This is a genomic window from Staphylococcus piscifermentans (assembly GCF_900186985.1).
Classification (GTDB): domain Bacteria; phylum Bacillota; class Bacilli; order Staphylococcales; family Staphylococcaceae; genus Staphylococcus; species Staphylococcus piscifermentans.
Genome location: NZ_LT906447.1, coordinates 1221248 through 1237128, shown reverse-complemented (window position 1 = coordinate 1237128; position 15881 = coordinate 1221248). Strand labels below are relative to the sequence as shown.

Annotated in this window: 19 protein-coding genes and 1 riboswitch; of the genes, 7 read left to right on the top strand and 12 right to left on the bottom strand. The window is 35.7% G+C overall.

Annotated elements, in window-relative coordinates:
* Positions 1-67: 67 nt before the first annotated feature.
* From CKV71_RS05760 to CKV71_RS05750, 3 genes are all read right to left on the bottom strand, one after another.
* Positions 68-1549 (bottom strand): FAD/NAD(P)-binding protein, encoded by a 1482-nt coding sequence (locus CKV71_RS05760; protein ID WP_095104675.1) that lies wholly within the window; start codon positions 1547-1549, stop codon positions 68-70.
* Positions 1550-1681: 132 nt separating this feature from the next.
* Positions 1682-2527 (bottom strand): peptidoglycan release complex glucosaminidase SagB, encoded by an 846-nt coding sequence (locus CKV71_RS05755; RefSeq protein ID WP_095104673.1) that lies wholly within the window; start codon positions 2525-2527, stop codon positions 1682-1684.
* Positions 2528-2841: 314 nt separating this feature from the next.
* A complete protein-coding gene (locus tag CKV71_RS05750) occupies positions 2842-3063 on the bottom strand; it encodes a hypothetical protein (protein ID WP_015900622.1) in 222 nt (73 codons plus the stop codon).
* A 208-nt stretch (positions 3064-3271) separates the two neighbouring features.
* On the opposite strand from CKV71_RS05750, the gene CKV71_RS05745 reads away from it, so the two are divergent.
* Together CKV71_RS05745 and CKV71_RS05740 are read left to right on the top strand one after the other, a co-directional pair.
* Positions 3272-3766 (top strand): sigma-70 family RNA polymerase sigma factor, encoded by a 495-nt coding sequence (locus CKV71_RS05745; RefSeq protein ID WP_095104670.1) that lies wholly within the window; start codon positions 3272-3274, stop codon positions 3764-3766.
* Entirely contained in the window at positions 3767-4210 is a 444-nt protein-coding gene (locus CKV71_RS05740) for a competence protein ComK (RefSeq protein WP_095104668.1), read from the top strand. It begins immediately after the preceding gene.
* Here the strand turns inward: CKV71_RS05740 and CKV71_RS05735 are convergent.
* Both CKV71_RS05735 and CKV71_RS05730 read right to left on the bottom strand, forming a co-directional pair.
* Positions 4188-4646, bottom strand: coding sequence for a hypothetical protein (locus CKV71_RS05735; protein ID WP_095104666.1), 459 nt, complete (start codon positions 4644-4646; stop codon positions 4188-4190). The two genes, CKV71_RS05740 and CKV71_RS05735, sit on opposite strands and share 23 nt — an antisense overlap.
* Before the next feature lie 119 nt (positions 4647-4765).
* A complete protein-coding gene (locus CKV71_RS05730; protein WP_095104664.1) occupies positions 4766-5482 on the bottom strand; it encodes a transaldolase in 717 nt (238 codons plus the stop codon).
* A 187-nt stretch (positions 5483-5669) separates the two neighbouring features.
* Here CKV71_RS05730 and CKV71_RS05725 point away from each other — a divergent pair, with 187 nt between their 5' ends.
* From CKV71_RS05725 to CKV71_RS05715, 3 genes are all read left to right on the top strand, one after another.
* A complete protein-coding gene (locus CKV71_RS05725; protein WP_095104662.1) occupies positions 5670-5975 on the top strand; it encodes a hypothetical protein in 306 nt (101 codons plus the stop codon).
* A gap of 69 nt (positions 5976-6044) precedes the next feature.
* Positions 6045-6416, top strand: coding sequence for a fluoride efflux transporter CrcB (gene crcB, locus CKV71_RS05720; RefSeq protein ID WP_095104660.1), 372 nt, complete (start codon positions 6045-6047; stop codon positions 6414-6416).
* Positions 6409-6765 (top strand): fluoride efflux transporter FluC, encoded by a 357-nt coding sequence (locus CKV71_RS05715; RefSeq protein WP_167376366.1) that lies wholly within the window; start codon positions 6409-6411, stop codon positions 6763-6765. Before crcB ends, CKV71_RS05715 begins: the two co-directional genes overlap by 8 nt.
* A 55-nt stretch (positions 6766-6820) precedes the next feature.
* Here the strand turns inward: CKV71_RS05715 and CKV71_RS05710 are convergent, their stop codons facing one another.
* From CKV71_RS05710 to metK, 4 genes are all read right to left on the bottom strand, one after another.
* On the bottom strand, positions 6821-7744 hold the full coding sequence (locus CKV71_RS05710) for an ADP-ribosylglycohydrolase family protein (RefSeq protein ID WP_095104658.1): 924 nt from the start codon (positions 7742-7744) through the stop codon (positions 6821-6823).
* 9 nt (positions 7745-7753) lie between these two features.
* Positions 7754-8596 carry an aldo/keto reductase gene (locus tag CKV71_RS05705; protein WP_095104656.1) on the bottom strand — a complete coding sequence of 281 codons (843 nt, stop codon included), beginning with the start codon at positions 8594-8596 and terminating at the stop codon, positions 7754-7756.
* Positions 8597-8730: 134 nt separating this feature from the next.
* The gene (locus CKV71_RS05700) at positions 8731-9630 is read right to left on the bottom strand and encodes a nuclease-related domain-containing protein (RefSeq protein ID WP_095104654.1); all 900 of its coding nucleotides are present in this window, start codon (positions 9628-9630) and stop codon (positions 8731-8733) included.
* 96 nt (positions 9631-9726) lie between these two features.
* Positions 9727-10923, bottom strand: coding sequence for a methionine adenosyltransferase (gene metK / locus CKV71_RS05695; RefSeq protein WP_095104652.1), 1197 nt, complete (start codon positions 10921-10923; stop codon positions 9727-9729).
* A gap of 109 nt (positions 10924-11032) precedes the next feature.
* Positions 11033-11148, bottom strand: a riboswitch (SAM riboswitch).
* Positions 11149-11310: 162 nt separating this feature from the next.
* Between metK and pckA the strand changes: the two genes are divergently transcribed.
* On the top strand, positions 11311-12903 hold the full coding sequence (pckA, locus tag CKV71_RS05690) for a phosphoenolpyruvate carboxykinase (ATP) (RefSeq protein ID WP_095104650.1): 1593 nt from the start codon (positions 11311-11313) through the stop codon (positions 12901-12903).
* Between the two features lie 409 nt (positions 12904-13312).
* On the opposite strand, the gene CKV71_RS05685 is transcribed toward pckA, so the two are convergent.
* On the bottom strand, positions 13313-14083 hold the full coding sequence (locus CKV71_RS05685; protein ID WP_186824443.1) for an alpha/beta hydrolase family protein: 771 nt from the start codon (positions 14081-14083) through the stop codon (positions 13313-13315).
* A complete protein-coding gene (ytkD, locus tag CKV71_RS05680; RefSeq protein WP_095104648.1) occupies positions 14067-14540 on the bottom strand; it encodes an RNA deprotection pyrophosphohydrolase in 474 nt (157 codons plus the stop codon). Before ytkD ends, CKV71_RS05685 begins: the two co-directional genes overlap by 17 nt.
* A gap of 89 nt (positions 14541-14629) precedes the next feature.
* Here ytkD and yidD point away from each other — a divergent pair, with 89 nt between their 5' ends.
* Complete coding sequence (gene yidD, locus CKV71_RS05675) at positions 14630-14878, top strand: membrane protein insertion efficiency factor YidD (RefSeq protein WP_095104646.1); 249 nt, start codon at positions 14630-14632, stop codon at positions 14876-14878.
* On the opposite strand, the gene menC is transcribed toward yidD, so the two are convergent.
* A complete protein-coding gene (menC, locus tag CKV71_RS05670; RefSeq protein ID WP_095104644.1) occupies positions 14869-15879 on the bottom strand; it encodes an o-succinylbenzoate synthase in 1011 nt (336 codons plus the stop codon). The two genes, yidD and menC, sit on opposite strands and share 10 nt — an antisense overlap.
* Between the last annotated feature and the right edge of the window lie 2 nt (positions 15880-15881).

Genomic DNA, 15881 nt, shown 5'->3' with positions numbered 1-15881 from the left:
TTCAAAATCTTAACTCATGAATTAATCATATCTTATTTTTATCAATCTTACAATAACAAAAGCTTATCTAGCGTATTTGTTCGTGAAAATCATATAAGCTTTTGACTGCTTGCACAGATTGACGCACAATCATGTTTACACCATTGCGTGCCTGATTAATGCCGTTGGTAATTTGTCCGATAGCAATAAGATGAGGCAGCGTACCATGTCGAGGGCTGATTACCTGATTGGTTTCAGGGACAATTTGAATACCGCCCATTGGGTGAGGTTGTACAATTTGTCTATTAGCGATATCTATAATAAAAGCATCGTCATCATCTAAATCTTTCAATTGTGTTTTAGGACCAGTGGCATTAATTACAACATTGAAATAATCAGGCTCAACTTGATTATGATATTTAAAAATGTACGTTTCATTTTTATATTGTACATCTGCTAAATCTTTTTTAATTACCACATGTCCAGCAGAAATTTCTTCAATCAACAATCGTGCTGTACGCGGAGGCATCGGGTTTGAATTGGCTTTTAAAATCGGCATATACTTTTTCATGAAAACTTCTTGATCTTGCAGGCTCAAACTATTCCATATCCAGTTCATATTTTCCTTGATGGTTTCAAGTATACTTTGGAAAACTCCTAATATTTCAGGGTGAGCTAAATCATATTTCAAGTCTTTAATCGGGTCCCCTACTTTACGATTAATCAACTCTTGTAATGGAATATTATAATCTTCACATTCTTGTTTAAATAACCGGATCATAGATTCTAGAGGAACTACTCCAAAGTGCGAACGTAATATACTTTCGAAATTCTCTTTAGTAATATGACGCAGAGTAATATCAATCATATTTCCACGCACACTCGGAAGCTCTCCATGTCTGCTCGTAGCTGTAATCGGCAAATTAGGATGATGTTTAACCACATAACGTATTACATCTAAACTCGATAAGCCTGTACCGATAATCGCAATATCGTCTGTGCTGTCCACTTCATTCAGCGTTTCATAAGTCGGATAAGGTGATGGAATATAACCCTTCAGACCTTTTAAATGGTAAGGATCATGATAAGCCATCGTACCTACTGTCAAGAAGACATAATCATACTGTCTGCATGCTTCTTGTTGATGATTGGTACATACAAAATATTGAATTCTGGCATTTTCCTCATAACCTTGTTCTAAATACATCTCAGTGGCCTTTTCCGTAATTAAATGAATGTTACTGTATTGTTGATTGAATTTTTCTAAATAGCTTTTCATATAATGACCGAATACAAATCTCGGTAAATATGTAGCATTATCAAATTTAAATTGATTTTGAGTTTCATACCAATTGAAAAATTCTGAGGCATCGTGAGCATTCAGCGACATGTCTTTACTTGGTAAATTAATAAGTAATTGCGCACTGTCATTTTGAAAAGGCACTCCTTGCCCCATATTTTGAGGATCATCATACACATCAATGTCTAGTTCACTAAAATATGAATGAGCTTCTAATTGACGTAAAATACTGACACCTGCCGTACCCATTCCAATAATTGCGACCCGCATTTTATTTCCTCCTCTTTATTTCCGATTCACTCTATAGTTTCATTACCTATTATGCAATAAAAACAAATAAAGCGAAACAATTAAAACTGTTTCGTTTTAATTCTTCCGCTTTATGAAAAAGTTTAAATTTATTTATTGATGTTGTTTATCATCTTTATAGACAAATAACTTGAAGTATTTACCCTCAGTATTGATTTTCTTATAGAAATCGGCAATTAAGGACGCATTACTTTCTGCCCATTTAATATCTGTTGCATATTGATGTTCCCCTGGATTTTTTGGATTCCATCTCATGCTATAAAGTGTATTTTGATCTGGGTTGGATAAGAAATGAGAGTGAATAAAATCAGCTCCTCCATCTATTGCTTTTTCAGGTGTATCCCAATTATGTTTCTTAGCATATTCTGCGCCCGTTTTAATAGGATCTTTATCTAATGCACCTACACCATAAAAGTTATAATATTTCTTACCGTCTATTTCGACACCTTTGGATAAATCACTCTTCACAGCACCTGTTTCTAAAATTGCATGTGAAATTAAGTATACTTCATTAACATGACGTTTCTTGGCTGCTTTCATAAAGTCATCAGTATGTGCCAATAATGTAGGACGATCTGCTAACATGCGTTTGATACGGTTTTTTTCAATGCCTTGGTATTTAGATAAATCTAGGAATTGATAGCGTTGAACTTTATCATTGATAAAATTCTTACTATTCATAGCATTTTTAATTTCAGTACCTGTCGCGTCATGCCATCTATCATTCTTATCAGATACTTGCTGACTCGTATAGTTATCAATTTGCTTTTTAGCAGCTTTGTCTAAAGTGACGTTAAGATGTTCCACTGTTTCTACTTTCTTTACATGTTTAAAGAATATTTGGTCAGAAATCATAGAAAAGAACAGCGCTCCTGCTGCCGCTAAAATAACAAGTAGCCCTATAATAGCTATAATAGAGCCCTTCTTATGTTTCGTCATAATTACACCTCTTAGGTCAAGTTGAATTATAAAATTATAAATTCGGATATTAAACTATATCACTTTTTAAGTATAAAAAGCCATTTTGACTCTCCACCCATTATCTTATCATATCTTTGAAGCTGTCACGGCTTTGAAGTCAGAATGTAATATTGTTGTATTCTTTAGCTAATATTTTGATACTTTCAGTAATATTTATAAGTAATTTTTCCTTTCAAAAATAAAATAACCTGTTGAATCCAACAAAAAACTGCATTCAACAGGTAAAATTCCACTATTTAAACAGTGTCAACGAATTATCGTGACTTCAACGCTTATTCAGGACGTTTATAATCCATCATGATAAAGCTTGCTGCTTCTGATTTATTTTTATAATAGTAACGATTTAAATCGATAGTCCCTTCGATTGTGCCATCGCGATACATCATTTCATTAGTCATATTATTAATCATTACAAAATCCGAGCAATCTTTAATCATATCTAATTCGTCATGACGTGCAAAAAAGTGTTCTAAGTTCAAATGTGCGTAATCCATAGAATCCTCCCGTCTTATTTTTTCAATTGTTGCTGAATTTTATTAATTAGTCATATTTAGCTTTAAGTCTTTAAAATAAATTGATTTCTGTTCTTCTATTTAACACCTATTTTGCTTATTAAGCAAATGAAACTCACTTATAAATTAAGTAAGATAGAAAACACCAGAAATAATATAATATGTGTCTACCCAAAAGGAGGTATAACTTGTGAATATTGAGCATCAAATCAGTCGCAATAAAGGCATCATCTACTCGCTGCTGCATAAATACAATATTCGATATGACAGCGAAGAATATGCACAATTATTAACAATTAAAATGTGGGAATTGATACGTCAATTTGACATGTCCATCCATAATAGCATGAGCCGTTATTTATTTCAAAGACTTCATTTTTATCTCGTCGATTTATTTAGAAGTAAAGGGAGACAACCAGAAATAAGTACAATTGATCTGGAAAACTCTGAATTAAATCATTCACTTCAAGCGAATGCTTCAAATATCTTGCCGCTCATGACTGCAGATTACTATCACTTGTTGAATGAGCACGAGCGTTTATGGTTGAATCTCAAATTATTTGGTTATAAACAATTTGAAATTCAGAAATTAATGGATAAATCAGCCACATCCATTCGTAAATATCAGCAACGAGCACGTTTAAAATTAGAACCGCTTCGTCAGTTTTTAAAAGGAGGTCTATAATTGGGCAAGACTAGACAGCACCTTGTCATTATTTATATGAAATCTTATCCGCATCAATGTTTCCAAGTTGAATGTGTCTACAATATTTTTCGTAAATTGACCAAACACTCTATAAAAAAGTATTTAGACTTATTAATACGTATGCATCCGTTGCCAAAAAATGTTTTTTCATCAGATTTAAAGCAATTACTGAATATACGTAAACATCTGCCCTTAATCGTGGATTCAATGACGATACTGTTTCCTATCAAACACCCGCAAACCGACTTGCAGTATTTTATCAACGGAATGCAGATTGCGAGTATTAAACCAGAACAGCAACATACACGTTTGACCTTTTCAAATGGTCAGCAACTCGTCATTCACGCGCCTTACCCATTCATTCATCACAAATGGTTAGAATGTATTTTCTTACATCATTTCATGTTTGTTGCACACGATTAAAACGATACTCTAATAATTTTTTGGTGAAATAGCCTGTCACTACTTTAATAAAGTAGCAAGCTATAATCATAGCTAATATCCCACCAATTAAAAGTAAGACGAGTTGAAGAGTGGATAGATTCGTCTGTGGCTGCACGAAGTAATTTACCACATTCAGACTGGTCAATAATCCAAACAGAAAGAGTCCTAATAACAAAGCATTCGCAAGTAACATCAACACGATTATAATAAATAAGAAACTAGACCCGTGTGTTTTATTAGAAAAAACATATTGTTTTAGAAATAAATTTGAAAATCTAATCGGTTGATTTAATATTTTCGAATTTGCTTGGTTCGTTTGCGCTTCTGTCATAAATTGATTTAATTTTATTTTTTCTTTTTTATTCAAGAACCAAAGTTGCTTTTTAACTTTGGATTCAAATTCTTCTTTTTTCATACACCTATACACCTGCCCTTGCAATACAATAAAAAAGAGGCAGAAATAGTTTAAAGATACACAAACTATTTCTGCCTTTATTTTAATATATTCCTAATTAAAGAGATACACTTTTTTTATTATAGGATTGAAAGTCCTGATTTTTGAATGTCTTTTGCAAATCCTTTAACAGTATCTACTGATAATTCATTAACATCGCGACCGATATTAGGGATTTTGCTGATTACGCCTGCAGGACATGTAATGATGTCTGCACCGATTTCATCTGCTTGAATGACATTGAATAATTCACGGCAGCTTGCCCATAATAATTTGATGCCTTCTTTTGAATGCGCAATTTCCACTGATTCTTTCATGAGTGGAAGCGGATCTACACCAGTATCTGCAATACGTCCAGCAAATACTGAGATATAAGTTGGAACACCTTCAGTTACTGCTTCTGTAATAGCTTTAACTTGATCTAAAGTATAAACAGCAGTCACATTCAAATGCACGTTGTCTGCTGATAATTTCTTGATTAATGGAATTGTTGATTCACCATTAGTTGTAACAATAGGAATTTTAACAAATACATTTTTACCGTATTGTTTTAAAATTTCTGCTTCTTTAGCCATTGTATCTAAATCATCTGCAAATACTTCAAATGAAATTGAAGCATCTGGAATTTCACGTACCGCTTCTTCCGCAAATGTTTTATAATCCGTCACACCTGCTTTAGCCATTAAGCTTGGGTTAGTTGTGAAACCATCCACTTCATTATTTTTGTATGCTGCTTTCATTTCTTCGATATCCGCACCATCTGCGAATACTTCTACGTTTAAATCTGCTTTTACCATAGAATGAGTTCCTCCTATCATTACTACAACTTTCATTCCTTTAGAATAACTAAATTATAACACGCACTATTCTAAAACGCGATTGTGCAAACTCAAAACATTTAACAAATAGAGAGTTTTGTAAAGGAATGGTTTATGGCTATTCCAATATGATAATATGTAAGAATGAATAGAAATGGAGGTCGCCATGGCAAAATCTAAACTTTATTTTTATATTACTCTCGTCTTGGTAGTTATCAGTTTTTACTTCAATATGCGTAATCCGATTTTTAATGCGCAATTTGAATCTATCGTCAAAAAAATAATCATTAGCAGTGTCGTCAATGCAATTATCTTAATCATAGCAATTATTTTCGCAGATAAATCTATGAAACTTTCAAAAGAAAGAACAGATTGGATTCGTCCTGCAAGTAAATTCTTACCTTATATTTTATTAATAACAATTCTTCTGCATATCGCTGCTTCTTTAGTCTCATTCGGACTTCTAAAATAATCCCTTGAATTTGACAATTACATTCAGCGGTACCACAATTTACTTATTAAAAATAAAAGAGGCGGTATAGTGCAGTACTTATATGTATTTATTGGTGGCGCTTTTGGTGCACTAATAAGATTTTTATTATCACAATTGAATCATAGCGATGGATTTCCAACGGGAACCTTTCTTGCTAACTTAGCAGGTGCTTTCCTGATGGGATTCTTTACAGCTTTGATTTTAAAGTTATTTCAAAACAACCCTTTATTTAAAAAAGGAATTACCACTGGATTCTTAGGGGCGCTAACGACTTTCTCTTCTTTTCAGTTTGAACTCGTACATATGTTAGAACAGCATCATTATCTATTACTTGGTATCTATGCTGTCACAAGTTACATCTTGGGTATTCTGCTTTGTTACCTTGGCGGTAAATTAGGGGGTGCGCTCAGTCATGATTAAATTGTTGTTGATTATGCTTGGCGGCGGTTTAGGTGCGGTCGTTAGAGCTGCTGTTACACAAGCATGCAGCCGTATCCCTTCTGAAATGCCGATAGCTACGTTAATAGTTAACCTAGCAGGAAGTTTTGCAATTAGTTTGTTGAGCGGTTTTGCACTCTCTTATCAATGGGCATCCCCATTATTGATTGTAGGTTTTTTAGGTGGATTGACAACATTTTCCACTCTATCTTTAGAATTGAAAAATCTATTAACAGAACAAACAAAACCGGCGTTATTTATTTTATATAGTGCATTGCAATATATACTTTGCTTTGCAGCATGTTGGCTTGGTTTTCTCATTGCACAATAAAGAGAGCTACTGCAAGTATATAAGAAAGGTGCTGGAACGAATCCCAGCACCTTTTTCATGTTATTATAAACTTTGAAATAATAGGTTCAAACTTCTCTTTACTTACTAAATTTTCAATCCATGTATCCGGAACAGCTTGAACACCATATAATAAACCGGCAATGCTTCCAGTTATCGAGCCTACCGTATCTGTATCGTCACCTAAATTAACTGCTTTAAGCACAGCATCTTTGAAATTATCGGAATTGCCGATACACCATAAAACAGCTTCTAAAGTATCTACTACGTATCCAGAGGATCGAATATAACTTTGAGGAAGTTGATAGAATTCTGGTTGAAATATTTTCTCGAAAAAATTTTTGTATTCATCAAATAGGATAGCATCCTGCTTCAAATTTATACTTAATTCTTTTTCAGTATTCTCCACACTCATCTTAAAGGAATGCCCTGCAGCAATGTTTCGCAATATCTCTACATAAATAATAGATGCTACGAGGGCACGCGGATGGCCATGTGTAATACGTGTATAGGCAATTACTATATCGGCGACTTGCTTGAACGCCATCTCTTCAGGTAAACATTTGATTAACGGAGCAATTCTCATCAAAGCACCATTCCCATTATTATATTCTGATGTGCCTCCGCATTGTTCAGCTGGCGTCCCCTCTTCGTATCTTCTAATTGACTGCGTTGTAGAATTACCCACACCAAATGCAGCACCGAATGGCGTCAAATAGCCATCATTCAAATAACGCACAAATTTTTGCATTAAACTGTCTAGATTGCCATGCGCGTTAATATTTTCTGCCAAACACAAGGTGAGAGAACTGTCATCCGACCATGTTCCAGGTGGTTGGTTACATGTACCATAACCAATCATGCTCTCAACATTAAAACTGCCTCTATTTTCAAATTCGACAGGCACTCCTAAAGCATCTCCTACCATCGCTCCATATAACATTCCTTTATAATCAGCCATTCAAATCACCTATTTATGATGTCCAGAATAATTATCAGGATCAGGACCTACACGTTTATCTTCGTTTAAATTATCTAATTGCGTCATTTGTGAATCGGACAGTTCGAAATCAAACACTTCTAAATTCTCTTTAATACGTGAAGGTGTCACTGACTTCGGAATTACAACGACATCATGTTGAATATTCCAACGAATAATGACTTGAGCCGGCGACTTGCCTACCTCTTCGGCTATTGATTTAACAACTTCGTCATCTAAGATTTGCGCATTCATCAATGGAGACCAGGATTCCATTTGAATACGCTGTGCATTTAGATATGTACGCAAATCTTCTTGAATTAAATACGGATGGAATTCCACTTGATCAATCACTGGTTTAATTGATGCATGAGATAATAAAGCTTCAAAGTGATGTGATTTAAAGTTGCTGACCCCAATATTTTTCACCTTATTATCTTTCAGTAAATCTTCCATTCCTTTCCAAGTTTCAATCATCACATCTTCATCCATGCCCGGCCAGTGCATTAAATATAAATCTAAATAATCAAGATCTAATTTGTTAAGAGAAGTTTGATAAGCTTCAGCCACATTTTCTCTGCCATAATCTTCCAACCATAATTTCGACGTAATAAATAAGTCCGAACGTTTTAAGCCAGTAGATTCTAATCCAGCCTTAATCCCTTCACCGACCTTTTCTTCATTGCCATAAATCATAGCGGTATCAATACTTCTGTAACCATTTTCAATCGCAACTTGAACCGCTTCCTTAGCCTGCTCATCATTTTCCACACGAAAAGTACCTAAACCGACAATCGGCATACGGTTACCATTATAAAATTCCACATATTCCATTCTTATCTCTCTCCTTGTCATTGATATCTCTACTATACCTTAAACTTTACCGGCCATGCATTCACTCAAACTTCCTTTTCAGGAAAAAGAAAAGCACTGTGAGAGCTGTAACAACTCAAACAGTGCCTCAAACCTTAATTAAAAGATTCAATTTCTTCCATAATACGCGCCAAATCTTCAACATTATATTGAATACGGCCATGGAAAACAAATTTATTAAAGTATTCATCCAATTGTTCAGCACCAACAAGTACTTTAGTATTGGTATTTTGTGCATAATTCGAAATTGTCACAGCACCTTCATTTTTAGGATTGAAATAAAGTAGTGCCATTGGCGTATATTTCAAATTCAACTGACGTTGCAACGCATCCGCTAATTGTTCAACATAATGCAGTTGTTTCGAGTAATTCACAAACGTTGCAGATTGTTGATCGTCATTTTCATCTAATACTAAAGTTTGCGGTGTACGCTGATCTAAATTCAAGACATTGAAAACTTGTTCAATGGTAGGTAATTCAGCAAACTGTTTGCCGCTGATACCATTATAAACGTGCCCTTTTAAAAGTTGCGAGTCTATAATGTATAAACCTGTACGTGTTAACACTAAATGGCTGATACGTTCGATATCATTCATATCATTTTTCGGCAAGAAGATGTTTGCCATAATATGCATATCTTCAGGGCGAATACGTTTTTCTTTCACTAAGCGTTCTCTTATACCGATAAGACGCATATCAGTGATGTATTCGCTATGGTTTTTTGAAAACAGCTTCAATGCATCAATTTCACGATCTTTCGAATCGACTGTGGCATCAAAATCAGCACGTTGTTTTGTTACTGTTTTCTTATGTTCTACACGTTCTTTTTCAAGCTCATCTTCGTAATTATCTTTCAAGCTTTTTTCTTTTGCTTCATATTGTTCTTCTGCTTGCTGTTGTGCTTTCTTTTTACTGTTTAATGCAGTTAAGAATAATATTAAGAATATAACAGCTATGACTATCGCTGCTACTAAACCAATTTCCAATGGTCCCATACATATTCCGCTCCTTTACTTGTCTTACGTTTCATTATAAAGGAAAGTTTCGATTCTATCGATAATAATCCTGAATTTCATGCAAAAATCGCAGAATTATGCTTGGACCGCTTCTTTCAATACATCCACTTTATCTACACGTTCCCAAGGCAATGCAATGTCTGTACGGCCGAAATGACCATAAGCTGCAGTTTGTTTGTATATCGGGCGTTTTAAATCCAACATTTTAATAATACCTGCTGGACGTAAATCGAAATTATCACGTACCGCTTCTACTAATTTGCCTTCAGAAACTTTTCCAGTTCCAAATGTATCGATGGAAATTGAAACAGGTTCTGCTACACCGATAGCATAAGCAAGTTGGACTTCACATTTATCAGCTAATCCTGCCGCTACAATATTTTTAGCTACATAGCGTGCTGCATAAGCTGCTGAACGGTCTACTTTTGTTGGATCTTTACCGCTGAAGCATCCGCCGCCATGACGCGCAAAGCCGCCATAAGTATCAACGATAATTTTACGACCAGTCAAGCCTGCATCACCTTGTGGCCCGCCGATTACAAAACGGCCTGTCGGATTGATGAAGAACTTAGTTTCATCATCTAATAATGATGAAGGTACAATTGGGTCGATAACATGTTTACGGATATCCTCTTGAATTTGATCTAATGTTATTTCTTCAGCATGTTGTGTTGAAATTACAATTGTATCAATACGAACTGGTTTATCATTTTCATCATATTCTACTGTAACTTGCACTTTTCCGTCAGGACGCAAGTATTTTAAAGTACCATCTTTACGTACATCTGATAAACGTTTCGCAAGTTGATGCGAGAAGAAAATCGGTGTCGGCATATACGTATCAGTCTCGTTGGTAGCGTATCCGAACATTAAACCTTGGTCCCCTGCACCTGTAGCTTCAATTTCTTCTTCGCTGATTTCATTTCTATATTCTAAAGCGCGGTCCACTGCTTGCGCAATATCAGGAGATTGTTCATCAATCGCTGACATCACTGCCATTGTTTGGTTGTCATAGCCGTATTTCGCTCTTGTATAACCGATTTCTTCAACTGTATCTCGTACTACTTTTGGAAAATCCACATAAGTGGAAGTAGAAATTTCCCCGACAATCATAGCCATTCCCGTAGTGACTACTGTCTCACATGCCACCCTTGCATCTGGATCTTTCTTTAATAATTCATCCAAAATAGCATCTGAAATTTGGTCTGCTATTTTATCAGGATGTCCTTCTGTAACAGATTCTGACGTAAATAATCTTCTATTATTCGACATAACTGACTCCTTTTGATTTTAATTACGAAAATTCTCTATCTATGAGCTCAAATTAAAAAGGGCTTTCCACTATATATACATAGAGAGAAAGCCCTTTGACGTCCTTTCGCTCTTATCGTTCAAACGTCTTATATGACATTTGCAAACGGTTTGGCACCTTTCTCCAATAAGGAGAGGTTGCTGGGCTTCGTTGGGTCCATGTCCCTCCGCCACTCAGGATAAGAGAATCCGTTACAAATAATACTACCCAAACAAAATAAAATTGTCAATTACACGAATTGTTTTTTCATAAATCCGATGTGGAATAATGGATATAGTATGTTATACTATAAAAATGTAAAGGCTTACAATTACATTAATACTTACGCGCTGGAGGGGTTTTTAAAAATGGCAGTAGATGCACAAACAAATTTAAAAAAGTTGAATCATTTGATTGAAAAACCATCATCATTATTTCAACTTACAAAAACGCAACTTTACAACAAGATTTTAGACAATAATGAAGGCGAACTCACAGAACTAGGAGCAATCAATCAATTGACTGGCCAATACACAGGTCGTTCTCCTAAAGATAAATTTATTGTAAACGAACCTTCTTACAGAGATGCAATTGACTGGGGCTCAGTAAACCAACCTATCGAAGAAGAAAAATTCCTTAGATTGTATGATAAAGTTCTAGATTACTTAGACCAAAAAGATGAACTCTACGTCTTCAACGGTTACGCAGGAAGTGACCAAGATACTCAATTACGTTTAACTGTAGTTAACGAAATGGCTTGGCACAATTTATTCGCACATAACATGTTTATCCGCCCTTCTTCTAAAGATGAAGCAGAAAAAATTAAAGCGAACTTTACAATTGTTTCTGCGCCTCACTTCAAAGCAAACCCTGAAGTAGATGGCACAGCTTCTGAAACTTTCGTTATCATTTCTTTCAAACACCGTATTATCCTTATCGGCGGAACAGAATATGCGGGTGAAATGAAGAAAGGTATCTTCTCAGTAATGAACTATTTATTACCTCAACAAGATATCATGAGTATGCATTGCTCAGCTAACGTGGGTGAAAAAGGCGACGTTGCATTATTCTTCGGATTATCTGGAACAGGTAAAACAACTTTATCAGCAGCTCCAGATCGTAAATTAATCGGTGATGATGAACACGGCTGGAATAAAAATGGTATTTTCAACATTGAAGGCGGCTGCTATGCGAAAGCTATCAATCTCTCAAAAGAAAAAGAACCTCAAATTTATAATGCAATCCGTTATGGTACAATTTTAGAAAATGTTGTAGTCGAAGAAGATGGTAACGTTGATTTCGATGACAATAAATATACTGAAAACACACGTGCAGCATATCCTATCGACTATATCGATAATATTGCTAAACCATCAAAAGCAGCGCATCCGAATACAATCGTATTCTTAACAGCTGATGCATTCGGCGTATTGCCTCCAATTTCTAAATTAACAAAAGAACAAGCATTGTATCATTTCTTAAGTGGTTTCACTTCTAAATTAGCAGGTACTGAACGTGGTATCACTGAGCCTGTACCATCATTCTCTACATGCTTCGGTGCACCATTCTTGCCATTAAACCCTAAGAAATATGCTGAATTGCTTGGACAATTAATTGATAAACATGAAGTTGAAGTATATTTAGTAAACACAGGCTGGACTGGCGGAAAATACGGCGTAGGTCGTCGTATCAGCTTAAAATATACTCGTCGCATGGTTGATGCAGCTATTAAAGGCGAATTGAAAAATGCTGAATTTGAACAAGATGAAGTATTCGGTTTAAATGTTCCTAAAGACATTAAAGATGTACCGAAATCTATCTTACAACCAATTAATGCATGGAGTAATCAAGATGCTTACCGCGAACAAGCACAAGATTTAATTTCTCGTTTCGTAGAAAACTTCAAAAAATTCGGTGAGGATAGTCAAGAAATCGCTGAAAAAGGCGGCTTTAAAGCTTAATACTAGTTATAAAGGAGCTAAGACAGTTTTGTCTTAGCTCCGCTTTTTGGTTGGACGGATTAATTGTGGTGTGCATTGGAGGGAAACTGTCGAAGCGTGATTCGTCCGCCTATACAGTTTAGGGCCAAAGTGTCGAGGCTCAACTCGTCCGCCTATACAATTTAGGTCCAAAGTGTCGAGGCTCAACTTGTCCGCCTCTACAGATTACGACCAAAGTGTTAAAGCTCGACTCGCCCGCCTATACAGATTACGCCCAAACTGTCGAGGCTCGACTCGCCTGCCTATACAGATTACGCCCAAAGTGTTAAGGCTCGACTCGCCTGCCTATACAGATTACCCCCGCCTTCCTTTTAAAATCTCCCTAAACAAAAGTAGAAGCTAGGACATTATATGCCCCAGCCCAATTAACCTACTTATTATTTTCAATACAATCCATCCACTTATGAATAACTTCTAAAACTTCTTTCAACGCTTCTGGTCTTGGAACATGCCCTTCTTGCATTTGATAAAAGGTTTCATAGCGATGGCCGATGCGTTCTAAATATTCCGCTAAATAATAACCTTGATGGATACCTACTTGTTTATCTTTACCTCCATGTATGATTAAGATTGGAGGACTATTTTCGTCAATATATTGTAAGGCCTCTCTTTTTTCATATGCATCTAAATTCTTCTTAGGATGCCCTACCATTCTGCGTAACATTCCGCGTAAGTCTACGCGTTCTTCATACATTAAGTGTAAATCAGAGACGCCGCCCCAAATGATATAGCTGTCAGCTGGCAAATATTGAAATGTAAGCAAGCCTTGTAAGCCACCTCTAGAGAAACCGACGAGATGGACATAAGCCTCTGGGTAGAGATATTTCAATATATCCATAGCTTGAGTGACATCATGCAAATCATTTCCTGAGAATTCATCGCGGCCTTCGCTGCCATTATTTCCTCTATAGTAAGGTCCGAATACTAACGTATGAGGATCTGAAAATTGTAACAGACGTCCAGTACGAACGCGTCCGACTTTCCCTTTACCGCCGCGCAAATAAATAACGATACGTTGCACTTTTTCTTTAGGGCTCAACATTAAACCTTTTACTTTGAGATGATCGACCTCATAAGTTACTTCTTCTCCAATATGCGAAGCCAAATCAATCGGCATACGTTTTCTATTGATAAAGTCCAAGCGCACTCACTCTTTCTGCACATTTTAATATTACTTCATCAGTCAGTAAGAAACTTTTATCCTCAGCTGCAATATCGTTTAAGTTTCTACATATTACAGGTCCAGCGGTTTCTAAATAGTTCTCTTTGAGTTGTATACTTTTTACTTTTGCGGCAAATACATCTTTTGTAAACCAGCGTTCTCTATTAGGATAATACACTGTATATTGAGCAATATATTGCATCTGTTGAATAATAGCGCCAGTCTCTTCAAATAGTTCACGCTCTGCTGCAGCTTCGCTCGTTTCTCCCGCTTCTATTTTCCCTCCAGGAAACTCTATGCCACGCTTCTTGTGTCGAGTCAGTACAAATTCATCTTGATAAAAAGGAATTACCAGAACGTGTTCGCCATTTGCGGTATCTGTGGAATTCTTGTAATGCATCTCTATTTGATTATTAAATTGGTCATGAGTAATCACGTTCTACCACACTCCTTTGAATAATATGCTAAAATATAAATCGTTATGAGTTGGATTTACATTTATTTCTAAGAGTTGGAGGGATTATTTTGAAAAAACTCTTTCTAGGCATTATTTGGGTGTATCAACATTTTATTTCGCCACTTACACCCCCAACTTGTCGCTTCTATCCTACTTGTTCTAATTATACAAAAGAAGCCATTGAAGTTCACGGTGCGCTAAAAGGTTCCTGGTTAGGAATCAAACGTATCTCTAAGTGTCACCCTTTTCATAAAGGTGGCTTCGATCCAGTACCGTTGAAACATAACCATGAACATTGCGAACATCATCATTCATAAGGTGTTAATTTATTTTTATCTATTTTAGGGGGCATAAATTCAATGCGCCCCTCTTTTAATATGCCATTTTCTGCTGTAAATTCTTCTGAAAAATAATAACCATATGGTGTGATATCACCAGGATAATCGCCTAATCGACTTAAATAAGCTGTAAAATATCGGCTTAGCCCATATTCGTACATTCCACCGATGACGACTTTAATATTTTTCTGTTGTAAAATTTTAATAGCTTCCAACATGCGATCAATACCGCCTAAACGAAACGGCTTTAATACGACCGTGTCAATTTTATAATTTTCAATATAACATACAATAGAATCTGTATCTGATGCTTTTTCATCTAACGCGATAGGAGGAATTGTTTCCTTCTCTATATTATTTATATCACGTATATCTTTGAAAGGTTCTTCAATATATAAAATATTGAAACGGTTATTAATCGTTTCTAGTTTTGTTACATCATCTGTGCTCAGTGATTCATTGGCATCTAAAACTAGTGCGGGTTGTGAGGATAGCTGACTCAACTGTTCCAAATCCTCTTCCACTGATTCCGACCATTTTAATTTAACACGTCGAGGTTGCTTATCCTGTAAAACACTCAATTGCGCATCTGATAATCCGCTTACCGTTGCTCCATAATCAACTGAAAAGGCTTCTAATTTATAAAATACTTGATAGAGAGCCATTGCTGCCGTACTGCGTGCAGCCGGTTGTGCAGATAAACGGTCTAAAGCAGTTTGAGCCGTCTCAAAATCAGCAATTTCCTTTCCAGAGATTTCTTTTTCAAACCAGGTCTTTAAGGTGTGATAAACGGTGTCAATGGTTTCGTCATCGTACCAATTGGTTTCGAATGCATTGCATTCTCCAAAATAACTGTTTCCTTCTTGATTAATGATTTCTATTATTAAAACTTTGCGTGCATGCATTTCAATTTTAGGTGTATGAATTGGTGTTTTAAATGGAGCTTGATAAGTGTAAAAATTTATCGTTTTAAATTTCATTT